This is a genomic window from Aquabacterium sp. (genome assembly GCF_014378415.1).
In the GTDB taxonomy this organism is placed as follows: Bacteria; Pseudomonadota; Gammaproteobacteria; order Burkholderiales; family Burkholderiaceae_C; genus Aquabacterium.
The window spans coordinates 24,281-43,613 of record NZ_JACMNS010000138.1; the positions used below are offsets into that span (position 1 = coordinate 24,281).

At 63.7% G+C, this 19,333-nt stretch carries 13 protein-coding genes; 5 read left to right on the forward strand and 8 right to left on the reverse strand.

Going from position 1 to position 19,333, the window contains the following annotated elements; translation table 11 throughout:
• Window positions 1–55 precede the first annotated feature (55 nt).
• Window positions 56–1,417, forward strand: a complete 1,362-nt coding sequence (locus tag H7225_RS12690; RefSeq protein ID WP_290662351.1) for a caspase family protein — start codon at window positions 56–58, stop codon at window positions 1,415–1,417.
• Window positions 1,418–1,445: 28 nt separating this feature from the next.
• Here the strand turns inward: H7225_RS12690 and H7225_RS12695 are convergent, their stop codons facing one another.
• On the reverse strand, window positions 1,446–3,320 hold the full coding sequence (locus tag H7225_RS12695; protein ID WP_290662353.1) for a serine/threonine-protein kinase: 1,875 nt from the start codon (window positions 3,318–3,320) through the stop codon (window positions 1,446–1,448).
• Between the two features lie 41 nt (window positions 3,321–3,361).
• On the reverse strand, window positions 3,362–4,072 hold the full coding sequence (gene tagF, locus H7225_RS12700) for a type VI secretion system-associated protein TagF (RefSeq protein WP_290662356.1): 711 nt from the start codon (window positions 4,070–4,072) through the stop codon (window positions 3,362–3,364).
• A gap of 128 nt (window positions 4,073–4,200) precedes the next feature.
• On the opposite strand from tagF, the gene H7225_RS12705 reads away from it, so the two are divergent.
• The 4 genes from H7225_RS12705 to H7225_RS12720 all read left to right on the forward strand — a co-directional run bounded on the left by H7225_RS12705 (window position 4,201) and on the right by H7225_RS12720 (window position 7,822).
• The gene (locus tag H7225_RS12705; protein WP_290662358.1) at window positions 4,201–4,758 is read left to right on the forward strand and encodes a hypothetical protein; all 558 of its coding nucleotides are present in this window, start codon (window positions 4,201–4,203) and stop codon (window positions 4,756–4,758) included.
• A 188-nt stretch (window positions 4,759–4,946) separates the two neighbouring features.
• Window positions 4,947–5,351, forward strand: coding sequence for a hypothetical protein (locus tag H7225_RS12710; RefSeq protein ID WP_290662360.1), 405 nt, complete (start codon window positions 4,947–4,949; stop codon window positions 5,349–5,351).
• A gap of 2 nt (window positions 5,352–5,353) precedes the next feature.
• Complete coding sequence (locus tag H7225_RS12715) at window positions 5,354–5,827, forward strand: hypothetical protein (protein ID WP_290662362.1); 474 nt, start codon at window positions 5,354–5,356, stop codon at window positions 5,825–5,827.
• Window positions 5,828–5,857: 30 nt separating this feature from the next.
• A complete protein-coding gene (locus H7225_RS12720) occupies window positions 5,858–7,822 on the forward strand; it encodes a calcium-binding protein (protein WP_290662364.1) in 1,965 nt (654 codons plus the stop codon).
• Between the two features lie 8 nt (window positions 7,823–7,830).
• Here H7225_RS12720 and H7225_RS12725 read toward each other — a convergent pair whose 3' ends face one another.
• From H7225_RS12725 to mdoH, 6 genes are all read right to left on the reverse strand, one after another.
• A complete protein-coding gene (locus tag H7225_RS12725) occupies window positions 7,831–8,529 on the reverse strand; it encodes a SprT family zinc-dependent metalloprotease (protein WP_290662366.1) in 699 nt (232 codons plus the stop codon).
• The gene (locus H7225_RS12730) at window positions 8,526–11,789 is read right to left on the reverse strand and encodes a type I restriction endonuclease subunit R (RefSeq protein WP_290662368.1); all 3,264 of its coding nucleotides are present in this window, start codon (window positions 11,787–11,789) and stop codon (window positions 8,526–8,528) included. Before H7225_RS12730 ends, H7225_RS12725 begins: the two co-directional genes overlap by 4 nt.
• A 101-nt stretch (window positions 11,790–11,890) precedes the next feature.
• Window positions 11,891–13,564 carry a crosslink repair DNA glycosylase YcaQ family protein gene (locus H7225_RS12735; protein WP_290662370.1) on the reverse strand — a complete coding sequence of 558 codons (1,674 nt, stop codon included), beginning with the start codon at window positions 13,562–13,564 and terminating at the stop codon, window positions 11,891–11,893.
• Window positions 13,561–14,829, reverse strand: a complete 1,269-nt coding sequence (locus H7225_RS12740; protein WP_290662372.1) for a restriction endonuclease subunit S — start codon at window positions 14,827–14,829, stop codon at window positions 13,561–13,563. Before H7225_RS12740 ends, H7225_RS12735 begins: the two co-directional genes overlap by 4 nt.
• The gene (locus H7225_RS12745; protein WP_290662374.1) at window positions 14,822–17,293 is read right to left on the reverse strand and encodes a class I SAM-dependent DNA methyltransferase; all 2,472 of its coding nucleotides are present in this window, start codon (window positions 17,291–17,293) and stop codon (window positions 14,822–14,824) included. The genes H7225_RS12740 and H7225_RS12745 overlap by 8 nt, the downstream gene beginning before the upstream one ends.
• 156 nt (window positions 17,294–17,449) lie before the next feature.
• On the reverse strand, window positions 17,450–19,333 hold a 1,884-nt coding region (gene mdoH / locus H7225_RS12750), incomplete at its 5' end, for a glucans biosynthesis glucosyltransferase MdoH (RefSeq protein ID WP_290662376.1).

Sequence of the window (19,333 nt, forward strand, 5' to 3'; positions counted from 1 at the left end):
ACGCAGGCGTGCGAATGGCATACAGTTTGAAGTTCGATCACCTCCGAGCCCGACCGTGAAATCAACCGTGAACCGCCGCCAAATCATCACCTTACCGCTGGCCCTGGGCTTGCCCTCGGTGACTTTGGCGCAGGGTTACGGCACCAGCCCTGCCGCCGCGGGCACAGCGCCAAAGCGTTTTGCCCTGCTGGTGGGCAACCGCGCCTACCCCTCGCCGTTTGACTTGCCGCCGGTCCACAAGAACCTGCGCGACATGCAGGCCGTGCTTGAAAAACGCGGCTTCGAAGTCACCGTGGTGACCGACCAGGACGTGAAGGTGCTGCGCGACGCCATGCAGTCCTTCGCCCGCCGCGTGCAGGCCGCACCAGCTGATGCGACGGTGCTGTTTTACTTCACCGGCCACGGCATGCAGGTCGATGCCGAGAACCTGCTGCTGGGCGCGGGCACCAACCCCAGCGGCAAAGAAGACGCCTTGCTGGGCAATGGCCTGATGCTCAAGCGCGATTTGGTCGATGCCCTGCCGCACCGCCCCAAGGGCTTGAGCATGGTGGTGATCGATGCTTGCCGCACCTCGCTGCGCGCTGAAGGCGGCCTCAACCAGGTTGAGGCCCCGCTGGGCTGCCTGATCGCCTTTGCCACCGGCGCAGGCAAGCCCGCCATCGCGCCCGCCGTTGAAACGCAAAACACTTTCTACACCGCCTCGCTGGTCAAGGTGATGCAAGCCGCGTCAGACGACACCACGTTTTCCGACCTGTTCCGCCTGGTCAAACTGGACGTGCAGCAGACCATGCTGAACCACCCGATCCAGGCCATCCGCAACGTGGCGCAGTTCCCCTTCATCGCCGAGAACACGCAGATCCGCACGCGCCTGGCCCTCAAGCCCGCCGCGCCCGGTGGCGAAGTCGCGTTCGAGAACGTCGATGAAAAAACCCTGTGGAAGCAGGTGGAAGACAGCTATTGGCCCGGCGACGTGGTCAAGCGCGCGGATGAATACCTCAAGCGCTTTCCCGGTGGCAAGCTGGCGGGCTCGGCACAAGTGGCCCGCGAAGGCGCGACCGACGCGGCCAAGGCCATGCAGCGCAACGATGTGCGCTTGTTCAAAAGCGCCTTCAGCCCCAAACCCGAAACTCCTGACACCCTGCTGCGCGAGTTGCGCAAGGCCGCCTGGGGTGACAAGGATGCCGCCGCGCGGATCGCGCGCATGTACCGCCAGGGCCAGGATGGCGTGAACACCGATCCCAACCGTTTTGAAGGCTGGATGCAGTTCGCGTCGGCCCTGGGCAACGGGATCGCCAGCTATGAGTTGGCCCTGTACTACCGGGGCCAGGATCAGCCCTTGCTGGCCGCGCAGTTCGAGTCACGGGCGAGGGAGTTGGGCTACACGCCGCCGCCCACGCTGGACCACTACCGCAAGTAGTCGTCAGCCAGCGCGCCAGCAGGTGCGCTCACGGCACCTCGTCGGACGAGAACTTGGCCGCGCCATACTCGTCCACACAGCCCGGGCCGCCTTCGCACTGAACCGCACCAGCGAAGGCCGAGCCTGGGCCGGTGTGCCGCTTGGCGATCTCCAAAGCCGCATCGGGCTTGGGGTACATGCCGAAGCCACCATCGTTCTTCAAACCCGCCGCCTCAAAGTTGCGCGGCTGGCTTGAGACAATCACCAGGAAATGATCGGTGCCCGCCGGGCCGGCCACGTCCATGGGCCAGGTCGCTTGCGGCAAGCTCAAGGTCTGGCCCGCCTTGATGCGGTTGTTGCGCGCCATCTTGTTGGGGAAGAGTTGCATGAACTCGCCCTCGGTGCTTTGCAGCAGCACGTAGACATGGCCCTCGCGCGCCGACTTGACGGTGAAGGCCAGGCGGTCTTTGCCGATGCGGAATTGGGGTTTGGCCGAGGCCGCTTCGACGCCGAAGCCGGGCGTTTGCGCGGCGATGATGCGGTCGAACTCGCGCAGAGCATCGAAGGGGCCTTCGACCACGGGGGGCGTGGCGGCGATGGGCGCGGGCGCGGGGGGTGTTGCTGGGGCCACGGCTGGTGGTGGCGTGACCACGGGCGCGACGGCCACCGTGGCAGGGGCGGGGGTGGCGGCCAGGCTGGCATCCGCGGCCACCGGGGCCGGTGGCGCCGATGATTTGGTCAGCAACCAGAACGCCGTGCCGCCCAAGCCCGCCAAGGCCAGGGCGCCCACGCCAATCATCAGCCCGGTGCGCGAGGCCGCCGGGGCGGTGGCGGTGCTGTTGGCAGAAGCCGTTTGGCGCTTGGCCTGCGCGGGCGCCGGGGCCCGGTGAGACTTGGACGCCCCACCTTGCGAAGCGAGGTTCACCGGCTGCGTCACCATGGGGTTGAAATCCACGCCGCCCAGGCCCAAGGCCGCGCGCAACTCGGCGATGCTTTGGGTGCGGTCTTCTGGCTTGACGACCAGGGCCCGGTCAATGGCATTGAGGAAGCGTTCGCTGTACTTGCCGGCCACTTGCTGCGCCAGCGGCACATAGTGGTCGCTCATCAAGCGGCCCACGGCCGGCGGCGGCGTCTTGCCCAAAATCGCGTAGTGGATGGACGCGGCCAGCGCATAGATGTCGGTCCAGCCGCCTTGTTTCATGCCCGGTACTTCGGCGTACTGCTCCACCGGCGCATAGCCCGGTTTGAGGATCACCGTCAGCGCCTGCGTCATGTCGCCGATCACGCGGCGGGCGGCGCCGAAGTCCAGCAGTAACGGGCGGCCGCTGCCTTTCAGCAGGATGACGTTGTCGGGCGCGATGTCGCGGTGGAAGCACTGCTCGGCGTGGATCACCTCCAGGGCTTCGGTCAGCGGCGCCAGCATGCCCATCAGCCAGGCCTCGTCGGGCGGGCCGTTCATGTCTTTCAGCGCCTGCTTGAGCGTCTGGCCCTCGTAGAAGGGCATGATCATGTAGGCCGTGCCATTGGCCTCCCAGAAGCGGTACACCTTCACCAGCGAAGCGTGGTCGAACTGGGCCAGCAACTTGGCCTCGTTCACGAAGCTCTTCAGGCCGGCTTCAAAGGTGTCGCGGTGGCGCTCGGATTTGACCGACACCTGCGTGCCGCCACTGCGCGCGGCCAGGGCCGAGGGCATGTACTCCTTGAGCGCCACGCGGCGTTCCAATGAGTGGTCCCAGACCAGGTAGACGATGCCAAAGCCGCCCTCGCCCAGCATGCTGGTCACCTCGAACTCGCCCAGGTAGGTGCCGACCGGCAGCGCATTGCCGTGGTCGTCCTGCGCCGGGGTGGGCGCGGCGGCGGGCGGCGGCGGCGTGCGGTTGACCGGCTTGATGATCGTGCGGTCGTCGTCGGATGAATCGCTCATGCGCTGCTCAAGACCTCTGGCTGGTGGTGCGTGCGGTGATTCTAGGCGGCGGCGCTGCCCAACAGGGCGGCAAATCCGTCGCCCCGTGGCAAACCACGCGAAACCAGGCTGCGGGGGGCGCCCTCCGCCGATTCGGCCCACCAGAAGGCCAGGCCTTGCGTGGCGGCCTGCCATTGCAAGGCGCTGCTGTGGGCGATCAGGGCGCTTAAATCTTGGCGGCTGGACAAGGGCAGGGTGGCGTGCAGCACTTGGCCTTGGATGACGCTGCTCAACGCGTCGGCACCGGGCGGCACGGCGGTGGTGGCGTTCAGGCCGAGCGGCAGGCGCTCTAGTGCGGCCTCCAGTTGGTCGACGCTCCAGTCGTCGTGCAGGGCATCGGCGGCGGTGTCGTCCAACTGGTGCAGCCAGGCTTGCAGGTCATCGACCTCGGCGGCCGACTGCGGCGTGGCGTTGAGTGGCGAGGCCAGTGTGAGCGGGAAGTAGCGCCCCACGCGGTCGACCGAAGGCATCAGCACGCCGGCCATCGCCGTGTCCAGCCCGATCACGCCGGGCATCAGCACGAAGCGCCAGACGGGGCTGGCCAGGTAGGCGTCCAGCCACGGCTCGCCAGCTTGTGTGCGCAACGCGGCGATGCCTTCGGACAGCCAGGCATCCCATGGGTCGATGAAGCTGGATTCCAGGCGGCGCGAGGCGAAGTCGCCCAAGGTGGGCAGCTTGCCGTACCAGCCGGGGGTGGGGGGTGTTGCGGTCATGGGTTTTGCGGGGAGAGTGGATTGGAATGCCTTGACATGATGGTCGAAAAAAGGCGCGCCTCTTTGGCCATCGGTGTGTGCGTTACCCCCCCCCATTTGGAGCGACGCGCGCACGCAGTCATTTTCATATGATGCATCGGCTCAACTCCACCAGGCGCCATGTCAACCGTATGAATAAATCGCCGCAAGATCACGCATGCCTGCGCAGCGGAGCTTGGCTGCTCGCCAGTTTGATCATCTTGATGGGCGTGTCCGGGTGCCAGAAGCGCTGCCAGTCCATGGACTTGGGCGTGGTCAAGATGGGCATGCAATACAGCTACACACCTGGCCCTGTTGAGTTGCTTGAAGAGAGCGTCTATCACTTTCAAGGGCCGGACTATCCGCAACAGTCCATTTCAGATCGGATCCGCCAAGGCGTGCTGCGCAGGTTTGCCCTGCAAAGCAAGTCCGCTCCATTGATCGAGTGGCTGAAGGCCCAGCACTTTGAATGTGCCAAGGTTTCGTCAGGCGCCACCTGTCATCTGAGCGCCAAGGTATCGCTGCAAGAGCGATGCGAGCTGTTTGGGCCAACCAAGCACTACCGGTACGAGGATACCGTCGACATCGCCATTGATGAATACGACACACGCATTGAGGCCATCAAGGCTGACTATGACTTCAAAGAAATGCGAGCGGCAATCAAGTGACCCCCATTGGAGCGACGCGCAGGACCGGCCATTTTCATATGATGCACCGGATCAACTCCACCAGGCGCCATGTCAACCGTATGAATAAATCGCCGCAAGATCACGCATGCCTCCGAAGCTCAGCCTGGCTGCTCGCCAGTTTGATGATCCTGATGGGCGTATCCGGGTGCCAGAAGCGTTGCCAGTCCATGGACCTGGGCGTGGTCAAGCTGGGCATGCAATACAGCTACACACCTGGCCCTGTTGAGTTGCTTGAGGAAAGCAGGTATCACCGCAAAGGGCCGGACTTCCCGCAGCAGTCCATTCCAGAGCGGATCCGCAAAGGCGTGCTGCGCAGATTTGCACTGCAAAGCAACGCCGCGCCATTGGTTGAGTGGCTAGAAAACCAGCACTTCACCTGCGTCAAGGGCTTGACAAGCACAGCCTGTCATCTGAGCGTCACAACATCGCTCGAAGAGCGATGCGAGCTGTTTGGGCCAACCCAGCACTATCTGTTCGAGGAAACCATCGACATCGCGATTCAAGAACACGACACACGCATTGAGGCCATCAAGGTCGACTATGGCTTGAAAGAAATATACAAAGGGAAATGAAAATGGGGAACTACAAAATTGAACGCAGGGAGCTGCCTGTTATCGGCGCGGGTGGCCACTACTACCTGACGTTGGTGGACGACAAAGGCAAACTGGTTTCAGAGATGCATGGCCTTGCCACCTCTGACGATGGCAAAACCAAACCCATAGGCTCAACGCTGCTGGGTGATACGGTCGAGTTCTATGAGTTCAACGGGACTACAGACAGCCTGGATCCCAACGGCAGGCCTTACTCAGGAGGCGATGCAGGCTGGTCTGGCTACTACGACAAGGGACACCCCAGCGAGGTGATTGCTTCTGGCGATGAACAGGCCATCACGGACTTGTGGAACAAGGCGCGCACTGCGGGCGAAGCCATCAACGAGCAGGACATAGGCTACTCGTTTTACGGGGGTGGCGATAATGAAGGCAACAGCAACAGCGTCAATAAGACACTGCTGGATGCCATGGGCAAGGCAGGGCACGACCTGAGTTGACGCCTCACACCTGGCGGTGAAAAAAACCTGTTGAATCCCACGCCCAACCCCTTCGACAAGCACCAGGATGAAGGCGGCCTGGGTCTGCCATTCATCGATCCGAGAGTGGGCGTGAAATTCACTGGTTCGCAGAAGAGCAGTTCGCCTTTGGTGCTCGACCTTGACGGCGATGGCATCGAAATCCGCCAACTTGACAGCAGTGATCGAATGGCGTTTGACCTGAATGCCGACGGCATTCGCACCCGAACAGCGTGGGCCTCGCCAGACGACGGCTTGCTGGCTTTGGACCGAGACGGCAATGGGCGCGTAGACACAGGCCGAGAGCTGTTTGGCGACAGCACCCTGTTGCGCAATGGCAAGTTGGCCGCCAACGGGTATGCCGCCCTGGCCGACCTTGACAACGTCAAGGATGGCGTGATCAATGGGCAAGATGCGGTATTTGATCGCTTGCGCATTTGGCGAGATTTGAACCAGAACGGCATCAGCGCGGCCAATGAACTCTTCACGCTAGGGCAGCTTGGCATCAGTGAGATACAACTGGCCAAGACCGCCAGCAGCGAAACACTCGCGGACGGTACCCGGCTTGACGGCCGCGCGACCTTCACCATGAATGGCGAAAACCATGCCTACACCGACGCCTGGTTTGCAGAAGATCGGTTTCATGGACAGATCGTCACCTCAAGTACGCTGCCCGACGACATCAAGAACCTGCCAGATATGCTGGGCTCTGGCGCCGTGGCCAACCTGTCGCAAGCAGCAGCCCAGTCAACTGCGCTGCGAGACATTCTGACTCGCTTCAGCCAAGCCAACACTCACGATGCCCAGATGGTGCTGATCGCCCCCTTGCTCAAGGCCTGGTCCGACACCAGCCCGTTGACAACGGTATCGGAATGGGAGGCCGCAGGCCACGCCGTGAGCTACTCCTTCTACGGGCAGGACGCAGCCGGCAATGCACTCTGGAAGCAGCGGCTGTCCGTGCTGGAGGCATTCAATGGTGAGAACTACCGGACCCTGGCGAAAACCGGCAAAACCAGCATCTCGACCGCCAGTGATCGTCAGGCGCTCTTGCAACAAAGCTACGATGCTTTGTCACAAAGCGTCTATGGAGCCTTGGTCATTCAAACCCGCCTGCTGCCGTACCTGGAGGCCATCGTCCCCGCGCCAAGCGGCAACGAATCCGGTGAGCTCCGACTCGACGCCAGCGGCCTGAATGCCATGCTTGAAGTCCGCAAGCAACAAGACAGCGGCAATGCCTTGCTCGATCTGGTGGATCTGACTCGCTTCGGCTCGCACACCCTGTCGGCCACCTCATTCGATGCGACCGGCAAGCTCCGTTCATGGATATCTGAACTGGCCCCTGATGCCCCTGTTGTGCGTACGCTCAATGAGCTCGGTGTGCTGTGGCCAGGCGCCGATACCACTGGAACGAAGAGCGCCGACATGTACTTGGGCAACCACGCGGCCAACCGTTTCAGCGGTGGCGATGGTGATGACATCTTGGATGGTGGTGATGGCAACGATCGTTTGAGCGGCGGGGACGGTAACGACACCGTTATCGGCGGCAATGGCAACGACGTGCTCAATGGTGGCGCGGGCAACGACACGCTGATCGACACGTCGGCCACATCCAATGACGTGTTCGTCTGGGGACGAGGCAAGGGCGACGATGTCGTCCTGGATGCAGGCGGAATCGACAGGCTTGATGTGGCCGACGGTGTCACGGCAGATCAGATCTGGCTGGGTCGCACGAGCAATGATTTGACCCTGGCGTTGATTGACTCGCGAGAGACCTTCACCATCAAGGGCTGGTTCTCGGCGGCAGACCATCAGGTCGAACTCATTCGCCTGGCGGATGGCAAAACGTTGACACCGGACAAGGTTAGCCCGTTGGTCGATGCCATGGCTGCGATGTCAGCCGTGCCGGTTGGCCAAAGCACATTGCTGAGTCCAACCCAACCAGCGCTGGCTGAATTGATCACGGCCAGTTGGCAATAGAAAAAATCTTAAACCACCCCTTCGACGCTCATGCCGTGTTCCGCCAGCCACGTTTTGCGGCGCGCGAAATCCGGCATGGCACGTTCGACCCGCTGCCAGAACTCTGGCGTGTGGTGTGGCTCATGCAGGTGAGCCAGCTCATGCACCACCACGTACTCAGCGATCCGGGCAGGCAACAAGATCGTCTTCCAGTGGAAGTACAGCCGACTGCCTTTGCCGCACGAACCCCAGCGGTAGCCCAGGTCTTGCACCGTGATGCCCGCCGGGCTGACCTCCATCCGGTCAGCGTAGGCCTTGACCTTGTGGTCAAGCCAGCACCGAGCCCGCTCGCTGTACCAGCGGATCATGTGGACATCGCCCTGGGGCGCCAAAGACTGGGGCATCACGAACCGCCCCCCCGTCAGTTTGACCGGGCCTTCTGGCGCGTCAACCAGGCGCAGTCGATGGCTCCTGCCCAGGTAGGTGAAGCCTTCGCCGTCGGTGAAGACCTTGCGGGGCACCACGTGCTGCAAGGCTTCCTTCTTGGCCAACTGCTTGTAAACCCACAGTCGCTTGCGCATCACAAAGTCGCGCAACTGCGCCTCGGGGGCTTCAGGCGGGGCCGACACCACCAGCTCGCCCAGGCGGCCCACGGTGATGCCCAGCGTGTGCCTGCTGGCGCTGCGGCGCACCTCAAAGGCCAGGTCTTCAACGATCAGGCTGTTCATGAGGCTTGCAATCGCTCATGGTTGGCGCGGGCCAACTCCATCAGCTTGTCCACCAGGGCGTCAAGCTGTGGCGGGGGCAACAGGCGTGAGGCCATCAGGCGCTCGAACACCAGCGTGGCCAAGGCATCCTGGGCCGGTTGCCGGTTGGGCCGCCAGAAATTGGGCACCAGCTCGGCCACGATGGTGTCCACCACCTCGACCGTCAAGGTCGCCAGCTTCTGGCGCTCGGCCTCGGTGATGCTGCCATCGCCCACGGCCGTGTCCACGATCAGGCGCAGGAAGGGGCCGCAGTGCTCCGGCACTTCAGGCAAGCGGGCATCCGGTGCCACATGCCCTTGGCGGATGTCGTTCGCCATCACGTTGAGGGCGCTCACCAGTTCATCCCATTGCTCGCCCAACTTGTCCAGCAGGTCCTTGAGGCGCTCGCTGAGCTTGCGGTAGGCGACAGGGTCTTGATCGATGTGCTCGCGGATGTGGGCACGGATGGCGTGCTCCATCTCGGAGGCCTTGGCCCGGTCATTGGGCTCGCGCGATACCTGGGCACCAAAGTCGGCATCGGTGAGCGACACCGGCGGTATCTTGGGGTTCACGCCCATCGAGATCACGTGGTCGTCGATCAGCTTGCGCACCTTGGCGCCCACATCTTTGCCCAGCACCTGGGTGTCTCGGTAGCGGTTGCGGGCGCGTGCATAGATGAACGCCAGCAGCTTGGCATCGGCCACGAATGGCAGGCCTTCAGGGCGAGGCAGCACCACGTCCAACAGATTCAAGAAGGCTTTGAGCTTGACGCCGAATTCGGCGCGCAGGCGCTCCTTGCCCAGCAGTCCAACGCAGGCCTCGATGTCAGACAGGGACTCGACCCCACGGCTGCGGAACAGATCCACCACCCGCAAGTGCCGATCACGCAAGATGGGGATCTCATCTTTCAGGCTTTGCAGTGCACCGTCGATGTCTTCGTCGGCATACACGCTCAAGGCTTGCTTGAGGTGGTGCGCCAGGCCGTAGTAATCGACCACGATGCCGAACTTCTTGCCGTGCCCGGTACGGTTCACACGCGCAATGGTCTGCAGCAGCTCGGCCTCGCGGATCGGGCGATCCAGGTACATCACGCCTTCAATGGGCGCGTCAAAGCCCGTCAGCAGCATGGACTTGACGATCAGGAAGGCCAGCGGATCAGCCTTGTTCTTGAAGCGCTTGATGCTTTGCTCGTGCGCGGCGCCATCCGTCCAGGGTTTCCAGGCCGGGTCATCGTTGTTGCCGCCGGAGATCACCGGGGCGAACTCGGTGGCGCGCAGGGTGTCGCGGTAGCGCCAGGCCTGCACGGTGGCTTGCACCGCGGCAGGGCGCACGCACAGGGCCTCGTCGCTCATGGCCTTGTCTTCGGCGTTCAGGCTTTCCGCATCGGCCAGAAGCTCGTCTCGGGCATCGCCCAAGGCACCCAGGTAGCGCACCACGGCCAGGCGGCTGTACGCCACCACCTGCGCCTTGAAGCCATTGGGCAGAATGTGCGTGACGTAGTGGCGCAGCATGTCGCGTGCCTTGTCACGGATCAGGTCGGGCGCTTCAAAGATCTGGCCCTTGGTGGCGTATTTTTTGCGGATGGCCTCCAGCGCTTCGGGCGTGTGCTCGCGGAAGAGGTCTTCAAACAACTCATCGAGGTTGGCGTCGTCTTTGATGGCACCTTGGGCCGTGCGGCCTTCGTACAGGATGGGCACGATGGCGCCATCCAGCTCGGCCTCTCGGATGGTGTAGCGGTCAATGAACTCGCCAAAGACCTCGTGCGTGCGCTTCTTGTCGCCCATCAGGATGGGTGTGCCCGTGAAGCCGATGCGGGCGCAGTTGGGCAGGCCCACTTGCAAGGTGGCGTGCAGGTCACCTGATTGGCCGCGGTGGGCTTCGTCCACCAACACCAGGATGCTGTCGTCGTCGTTGAGCACCTCGGCGGGCTCGGGCTCGCGGGCCTTCACGACACTGCTCAGCGCAGGCAAGTCTTCGGCCGTGAGGCCAGCCTCGCCCACCGCATCACCCGTGCGCTGCTTCTGGATCATGCCAAACAGCAGGCCGGGGCCTTTGATGCGCAGCATGGCCTTGAGCTTGTCGGCGGTGGTGGCGCGCGCCACGATCTCGCCGGTCAGGGCGGCGGTCTCTGACAATTGCCGTTCCAGGTCGGTCCGGTCGGTGACGACCACCACCTTGAAGCGGCGCAACTGCGCATCGGTGCGCAGCTTGCGGATCAAAAAAACCATGGTCAGGCTTTTGCCTGAGCCTTGGGTGTGCCACACGATGCCGCCACGGCGATCGTGCTCGCCGTCTTGCAGGCGGGTTTTGCCGTGGCGCAGGCGCTCGATGGCGCGGCTCACAGCGCGGTATTGCTGGTAACGGCACACCGCTTTGACGGTGGCGCCATCGGTGTTCATGAACAGGGTGAAGTGGCGCACCACGTCCAGTAAGTGGCTGGGGGTCAACAGGCCCGCCACCAGGCGCTCTTGCTCGGACAGTTGGGCTTTGCCCAGGCGCTGGCTCACGGCCTCTTCGGTCAAGGGCACCACCGTTTTCCAGGCGGTGTAATGCTTGAAGGTGGCGCCCACGGTGCCCACGCGCGCCTCGTCAAAACTGCTGGCCACCAGCAACTGGGTGGTGTGGAACAAGGGCTCGTTGCCCTCGTGGTCGTTCACCTCACCGCTGGCCTGGCGCTGGTTGCTGTAGCGGCGCAGTTGGTCCACGGCCTCGGCCAGGGGCTCGGGCACCGAGGGGCTTTTGCACTCGATCACCACCAAGGGGATGCCGTTCACCAGCAGCACCAGGTCGGGCACGATGAAGGCCTTGCCCCGGTTGAAGCCGGGCGGGCAATCGACGCGGTACTGGTTGATGACGGTGAAGGCGTTGCGCTCGGGGTGCGCCCAGTCGATGAAGTGGATGGTCTGGTGGCGGCCACCGTCCCAGCCGGGCAGGCCTTCCACGGTGATGCCATGGAGCAGCAAGTCGGTAGCGGCGCGGTTGGCCTCCATCAGTTTGTGGGCCGGGAGGCGGGTGAGCGCGGCCACGGCCTGGGTCAGGCGATCGGAATCCAGCCAGGGTTGGCCGTTGTGCAGGTTCAGGGCGTGCAGTTGGCGGCGCAGCACGGCGGCTTGCACCACGTCGGAGAACGCGGTGCGCTCGGTGCGGGCGGGGTCGTCCAGCGTGCCGGCCACGTGGCGCCAGCCTTGGCTGACCAGTTGCTCGACCAGGGGGCGCTCGACTTCATCCAATTCCCAGCCCATAGACCGCCCGCCCCGTTTGTTAAGTCATTGATTTCATTGAGATCATATGGGCCAAAGCCTCCAAAGCAGGCTCATAGCGGCTCATAGACGTCCATAAAAGCTCATAGAGATTCGTCGCTACTCAGTGTGTAAGTAGCCCAGCGGCGTTCGCCATGCTGTTGCAGCGCGCCTTGTTCCTTGAGCTTTTTCAGTAGCTTGGCAGATTGGTCCGGCGACAGTCGGCACAGGTCGGCCACCTCGGCCCTGGCAATCCGCCCGTGTTGGCGCACATAACTCAGCACCAGCTGCTCATGCTGCAAGGCACTGAAGCCGACCTGGCGGGTGTAGGCGGCCTTGTCGCCATCAGCCTGGTACACCCCGGCGGCCAGGGTGTAGCTGCGGCCCCGGGCGTTGCCGTGGGCCTGCACCAGGCCCATCTCGACCAAGGCTTCCAGCGTGCGCTTGGCCTGGGCGGCTTCGCGCTGGATGTGCGTGGCCAGCTCTTCGGTGCTCAGGCGCTTGAGCTCGCGCAGGGCGGCCAGGGCGATCAGGCTGTCGATGGGCAGCTCTTGCCCGCGCTTGCTTTCCTGGTCGATCACCAGCTTCAAGAAGGCCTCGTCGGCATCGACCGTGGCCAGCTTGAGCACCACGTTGTTCACATCGGTGCGGCGGTAGTCGGGCTCGGGGCGGCCAAAGCGCAGCATGCCCCGGTAGATCTTGTCCACGCCCCGGCCTGAGCGCTCCACCACGCCCACGCGCTTCATGGCGTCGGCGAGGGTGCGGTTGCGCGGACGGGGCTCGGTGGTGAGCAGGTTGGCCAGGGTCACACCATCAACCAGACCGCCGGGGTTGCTGATGGTCAGGCCCTCGTCGTCCAGCCGCACATGCACGGCGGCCAGGCGGTGGTAATCGCGGTGCACCAGGGCGTTGGCCACGGCTTCGCGGAAGGCGCCCAGGTCCACCTTGGGCACGGGCACGCGGAACAGGCCCACCTGGATCTCGCGCTCGGGGTTGTAGGGGCGGAAGTTGGTCTCCAGCCAATCCAGCGCCTTGAGCAGCGGGAAGCGGCGGAACTCGTTGAAGCCCACGGCCTCGCGGGCCAGCACTTGGAAGGCGAACTCGTGCGTGGGCAGCAGCCCGCGCAATGCGGCCTCTTTGCCCACCAGCAGCAGGCCGGTGAGGGTGGGCGCGCGGGCGCTGCCATCGGGCAGGCGGGCGGTGAGGCCCAGGGCTCCATCGAGCGCTTCGTCGTCCAGCTCCAGCAGCACGCGGTCGCCGCCGTATTGCTGCACGCATTGGCGCAGGCGCTCGCGCTCCAACGGGTCCAGGTCGGCCAGGGTGGCACCGGCCACGATCTGGGCGGAGGCATCGACCAGGCCAAAGCTGCTGACGCGGCTGGCGCGGTCGTGCGGCAGCATGGCCACGCACTCGGGCTGACCATCGGGCTTGATGCGGCGGCGCAGGTACACGCCGCTGGTGGTGGCGACTTCGCCCTGTGCTTTGGGCACGGCGATGTGGGCCACGGGGACGCCATCCAAGGTGACGGGCGTGACGACCACGGGCAGCGAAGGCGAGGTGCGGGCGGCGACCATGCCTGCCAGGCCGGTCAGTTGCAGGTGCTCAGGATGCAGGCCGGTGGGCGTGCCATCGTCTTCCACGCCCAGCCACAACTCGCCGCCTTCGGCATTGGCCAGGCAGACCACGGCCTCGACCAGGTCACGGTCGGGCAGGCGGGTGCGGTCGCTTTTGAATTCGACGGTGAGCGATTCGCGTGGGGGCAGGGTGGGGGTGCTCATGGCTGGGTGGTGGGGGCCTGGGCGAGCAATGGGGTGACGCGGACGCGGCCGGTGAGGAGGTCTTCCATGAGGCCGGATTTTTGCTGTCGCATTTTCACGGCGAACGCGCCCTCAGTCTCCAGTCGAGACTGTGTGGCTTCGTATCGCTGTGCGATCCAATCTTGCTCCAGTCTCGGTGGCACAGCGAGAGGCAGCGGGCGGAGATCTTGTAGGTTGATGTTTTTCTGCGCGCTTTGCGGTGCCCTGGCATCCAGTAAGCGCTTGGCTTTACGTATCGACAGTTCTACAAATCGGACGTTGAACTGCGGATGCACGACCGCGCCGACCACGCTATCGGGGAAGTACATCGGCACTGCCAGAATTGCTGTGTCGGCAATGTTCGCTGCAATCGTGATTGCGATGGTGTTTGCTGGGAATTCCTGGCTTACAGCAGTTCCTTGCACGCTCAGCGTCTGTGAATATGTTGATACATGCCCGCCTTCAGCACTAGCCACATCGCCGGTCTGAATAAACGGATGAGAGCCGCCGAAGAACGCGGGATCGTTGCGCGGACGATGGGTAAATTTGCCACGGCTGACCTCCGCTATCTCACCCAGGGGCTGCACGGACCACTCAACCGGAATCCACCCCAACGGCGACGCCTTGTAGAGATGCGGCGCTTCGCTCTGAGGCGGGCGCAGTTCGCCATTGGCGTCGATGCCTCGGGTTAGCAGGTCGTGCAGCAGGCCGTGCTTGACCTGCTTGAGCTTGGCGATGATGGCCTCGGTTTGGCGGATGGTGGTGTCGAGGGTGTCGAGGACTTGGGCCAGAGCGGATTGCTCATCCAAGTTTGTTGGCAACGTCACCTCGTACTCGGCCAGCTCACCACGCTTAATGTGCTTCATCGTGCTGCCGTGCGAGCGCTTGTCCATCTCGGCGACAGAGCGCTGCAGCAGATGAAAAAGCAAATTGCCGTCAACATCGCCTCGCGGTTCGACCTTGAACAAATGCTGGTTCAACCAGGCCGGGCCACCATTCCAACGGACCACTGCAAGCGTCCCGCTCCACGAAAAAATCAGGTCGCCATCGTTGAGGCGGTAGTGACTGGGAAGTTGACCGTCGAATCTATCCACCACGGGTTGAGAGCCCGTGATCTGCGCGATCCTAACAATGGGCAACCCCTTCTCGGACCAGTACTGCTCATTGAAGGCGAAGCCGTTCACATAGCTAGCGAGCGTGGCTAAGCTTGATTTCTTCCATCCAATCGGCAAGCTAATGTCAGGCATAACCTAGGCCTCGCAGGAATTCTTGAACGCCTCGTGACGCATCGTCTCGTTGCGCTTCAATCTTGGTCAACGGCACCTGATACTTGTCCCACCAGCCCTCAAACGCCATCACCACCTGCTGCCGCTGCGCGGCCACATAACGCTCCAGGATCACAGCCACATCCCGCTGCATCACCGTCAACAGCAACTCCGCTGACCCGGCCTCGTCCAGCGCATCCACAGCCTCGTTCAATCGCTGGGCAAAGCCTTGCTGCTCGGCCTTGATCTGCTTCTTCAGCGCGGCCAGCTGCTGCTTCCACACTTTGAGCTGGGCCTCATCCATCACGGGTTCTTCGTCACCCGCTTCGGCTGAATCGCCCTCATCCCCCTCGGCCTCATCACCCCGCTTCTCAGGCGTGCCCGCCTTGATCTGGCTGTCCAACTCCACCTTGCGCGCATCCAACTCCGCCATGGTTTGAATGAAGTCACCCATCAGGCACTTCACCAGCTTGTGGTCCAGCGGGTTGCCCTTGTGCTGGTCGTCATCCAGCGCCGTGAGGATGCTGGTGCGCCACGCATCCACCACGCCTTTTGCGCCGCGTGCCATCAGCGTCATGAACTCGTACTTGGCATCGAACCAGAAGCCCGCCACGATGCCGCGCACCTGAAAGCGGCTGAGCAGGCCCACGGGCTCCAGGGCTTCGCTGAAGCTGTGCAGCAGATCGTGGCGCAGGCCCACCAGGCTCTTGGCGCCTGCCAGCGCCGTGATGCGCGGGCTGTGCGCTTGCCACCAGGCGGCAAAGGCATCGCGCACGGCTTGCTCGCGGGCCAGCAGTCCGGGGTTGGTTTCAATCGCGGGCTTGAGGGCCTGGCGGGTGGTTAGCTTGGGGTGGAAGTCAAAGTAAGCGGCATCACGTTCGGCAAACAAGGCCATGGGGTCAAGCCCATGGGCCTTGAACAGCGCGGCCTTGGCCTGCACCTCGGCCTTGGGCACGCCACCTTGCAGGTGGGCGCGCACATCGTGCGGCTCGGGCGGTGGGGCGTTGTCGGCGTAGCGGCGGATGTTGAGGTTGTAGCCGTTCTCGCGCAGGGTGGCGTTGCTGACCACGGCTGAGAAGCCCGGCACTTCGGCAAAGGCATCGAAGGTGTCGGCGATTTTTTCAATGTGTTCGGGCAGCAGGTGGTTCTGGGCGCGGCCTTCGAAGTATTCGCGGTCGGCGTTGATGAAGAGCACCTTGCCCTGGCGCTCGGGCGGCTTGCCGCTGCGTTGGCCTTTGCCCTTGCGCATCACCAGCACGCAGGCCGGGATGCCGGTGCCGTAGAACAGGTTGGCGGGCAGGCCGATCACGGCCTCTAACAGATCAGCGTCGATCATGCCGCCACGGATGCTGCGCTCTTCACCGCCCCGGAACAGCACGCCGTGCGGCATCACCGTGGCCAGTTGGCCGCCATCGCGCAACACGGCCACCATGTGCTGCAAGAACATCAAATCGGCCTTCTTGCTGCCCAGTGGTACTTCACCAAAGGCGAAGCGCTCGGCGCGGAACTTGGGCGCCCAGACGGATTGACCGCTGCGGTCGGTGTCGGCCGTGCCCCAGTTGATGGAGAACGGCGGGTTGGCCAGGATGCGGTCAAAGCGCATCAGCTCGCCGTTCTCAACGTGGGCGGGTTCGGCCAGGGTGTCGTCGTTGCGCAGATCGGCACTGCTGATGCCGTGCAGCAGCATGTTCATGCGGGCAATCGACCACACGGTGCCGTTGGCCTCTTGGCCGCACAGCTCGGCTTTGGTGCCGTCGCCACCGTGCTCGTCGATGTATTCCTTGGCCATGATCAGCATGCCGCCCGAGCCTACGCAGGGGTCGTACACGCTGTGCTTTTCTTCGGGCTTGATGAGGCGCACCATCATGCGCACCACCGAGCGGGGTGTATAAAATTCTCCGCCTTTCTTGCCCGCCGAATCAGCGAACTCGCCAATCAGGTATTCATACGCCGCGCCCAGCAGGTCAGGAAACTCGAAGTCTTCATTGCGCAGGCGGTACTGGCTGAAGTGGTTGATGAGCTGGCGCAGCTTGATGTCGGGGATCTTGCTCTGGCCCACCTTGCGGCTGAAGTCGATGTGTTCCAGCACTTCCGACAAGCTGGAGTTGTTGCTCTCCAGGCCGCCCAGGGCGCGGTTGAGGAAGCCGCCCACGTCCTGGTGGGCCTCGTTGACCAGGTAGTCCCAGCTGGAAGTGTTGGGCACGTAAAAGGATTGGCCGTACCAGCGGCGCAGTTCGGCGCTGAACTCGGCGTCGGCCCTGGATTTTTTGCCGGCCATTTCCTGGGCAATGATCTGTTCTTTGCGCTGGTCGAACACATCGGAGCAGCGCTTGAGGAAGAGCATCCCGAAGATGTACTCCTTGAACTCGGAGGCGTCCATCTTGCCGCGCAGAATGTCGGCGGCCTTGAAGAGGTGCCGTTCAAGCTGTTGCAAGGTCAAGGGCATGGTGGAAATCCTGTCGGAAACGGGCTGCTGCGGGGCCGGGGCTGGCCTGGTCAAGAGCTGCGATTCTCGCTGATCGACAAATTCATCAGGGGCGCCACCATCATCAGAACCGCCACGGCCTCAGACGAAGCCGGCGCCCGGCAACGTTCGCCGATCTCAGGCGTGCGATGTCGACATGCGTGACTCGGCGCCAGCACTCGGGAACAGCACCGCCGCGCGCAACTGCTGCAAGCTGCCCGGCTCGCTCAAAAACCGCATCACCTCGGCCGGTGTGGGCTTGGCGCCCTCGCTCGCCAGTTGCTCGATCCGCTGGCGCCGCGCTTGCCCGCGCAGACCTTGCGAGGTGCGGCGCGACCCCATGGCGCCGCTCACCACTGCGCACAGCCGTGGGTTGTCCAGCACCTCGCCCCAAGGCAGGGGATCACTGCTTTGCTGGGCATAGGCCCAGGCGCGGCGCAGCACCGAGGGCGACCACGATTCTTCGGGCACCAGCAGCAACTCGGCCTGGCGCACCTTCTCGCCCAAACCCGTGCGGCTGGTGATCACCGTGAAGGGAATGGCCAGCAGCAAAGGCAGGCCCACCGGCAGCAGCCAGATCAAAGCGGGCGGGTGGACCAGGGCCAGGATTGCCGCGATCACCAGCACGGCGGCACCGGCCGGGGCAAAGCGCTGCGTGGCTTCCTGCCAGCTCACATCGGTGGCTGCACGCGGGGGCGACTTCCAATCCAGCTTCAAGCCGGTCAGCGCGCCGATCACGAAGGTGGAGTGCGCCACCATGCGCAATGGCGCTTGCATGGCCGACAAACCCGCTTCAATGAACGCGCTCTTGACCAGCTTGGCGGTGCCGCCATAGAAGCGCTGCTCGCCCTTCATCACCACGGCCAGCACGCCCAAAAATCGCGGCAAGGCCAGCATGGTGATGGTGCCGATCCACAGGCTCGGCACGCCCACGGTCAGGTCGCCTTCGGGCGTGAAGAACACATTGCCGCCGACCAACCACAGCATCGCGCCCAAGGCCACGTAGACCAGCCACAGCGGGGCCGACAGGTAGGCCATGGCGCCGGTGATCAGCATGCCCCGGTGCACGGCGTGCAGGCCGGGCTCGGCGATCAGTCGGGCGTTTTGCAGATTGCCCTGGCACCAGCGGCGGTCGCGTTGCAGCTCGGCCAGGATGTGGGGCGGCTGTTGTTCGTAGCTGCCCACCAGGTCGGGCACCAGCCACACGTGGTAACCGGCACGGCGCATCAGCGCGGCTTCCACAAAGTCGTGCGACATGATCTCGCCGCTCAAGCCGCCGGTGCCTTCCAAAGGCGCCAGGGCGCAATGCTTCATGAAGGGCTCGACGCGGATGATGGCGTTGTGGCCCCAGTAGTGGGCCTCGCCCAGTTGCCAGTACTGCATGCCAGCGGTGAACAGGCGGCCCGTCACGCGGGACGAGAACTGCTGGCCACGGGCGTGCACGGTGTTCAGGCCGACGCCTTGGGGCGCGGTTTGCAGGATGCCGGCGGTGGGGTGCGTTTCCATCAGGCGCACCAAGGTGACCAGGCAATCGCCGCTCATCACGCTGTCGGCATCCAACACCACCATGTAGCGGTAGTTGCGGCCCCAGCGGCGGCAGAAATCGGCCACGTTGCCGGCCTTGCGCTTGATGCGGCGCTGGCGCCAGCGGTAGAAGATGCGGTCGCTGTTCAAGGTGCCGCGCAGTTCGGACCAGGCGGCCAGCTCGGCGGCGCGCACGGCGGGGTCGCTGCTGTCCGACAGGATGAAGACGTCGAACAAGCGATCCGCGCCCGTGGTGGCCAACGATTCACAGGTGGCGCGCAGGCCGGCGAACACGGTGCTCACGTCTTCATTGCAGATGGGCATGATGACGGCGGTGCGGGCGTTGGCGCTCAAGGAGCGGTTGCTGGCCGTGGTCTTGGACAGCGCGTGCTTGTCGCCCTTGACCAGCACCCAAAAGCCCATCACCGCGGTGATGCAGCCGGCCGAGACCCAGGCAAACAGCAGCGCGAACAGGCCGATCTGTATCCACTGCAGCAA

Excerpts from the sequence above, each read along its gene's own strand:
- H7225_RS12695 (WP_290662353.1), bottom strand. The coding sequence starts at position 3,320 with ATGAGCGATTCATCCGACGACGACCGCACGATCATCAAGCCGGTCAAC.
- tagF (WP_290662356.1), bottom strand. The coding sequence starts at position 4,072 with ATGACCGCAACACCCCCCACCCCCGGCTGGTACGGCAAGCTGCCCACC.
- H7225_RS12705 (WP_290662358.1), top strand. The coding sequence starts at position 4,201 with ATGATGCATCGGCTCAACTCCACCAGGCGCCATGTCAACCGTATGAAT.
- H7225_RS12710 (WP_290662360.1), top strand. The coding sequence starts at position 4,947 with ATGGACCTGGGCGTGGTCAAGCTGGGCATGCAATACAGCTACACACCT.
- H7225_RS12715 (WP_290662362.1), top strand. The coding sequence starts at position 5,354 with ATGGGGAACTACAAAATTGAACGCAGGGAGCTGCCTGTTATCGGCGCG.
- H7225_RS12725 (WP_290662366.1), bottom strand. The coding sequence starts at position 8,529 with ATGAACAGCCTGATCGTTGAAGACCTGGCCTTTGAGGTGCGCCGCAGC.
- H7225_RS12730 (WP_290662368.1), bottom strand. The coding sequence starts at position 11,789 with ATGGGCTGGGAATTGGATGAAGTCGAGCGCCCCCTGGTCGAGCAACTG.
- H7225_RS12735 (WP_290662370.1), bottom strand. The coding sequence starts at position 13,564 with ATGAGCACCCCCACCCTGCCCCCACGCGAATCGCTCACCGTCGAATTC.
- H7225_RS12740 (WP_290662372.1), bottom strand. The coding sequence starts at position 14,829 with ATGCCTGACATTAGCTTGCCGATTGGATGGAAGAAATCAAGCTTAGCC.
- H7225_RS12745 (WP_290662374.1), bottom strand. The coding sequence starts at position 17,293 with ATGCCCTTGACCTTGCAACAGCTTGAACGGCACCTCTTCAAGGCCGCC.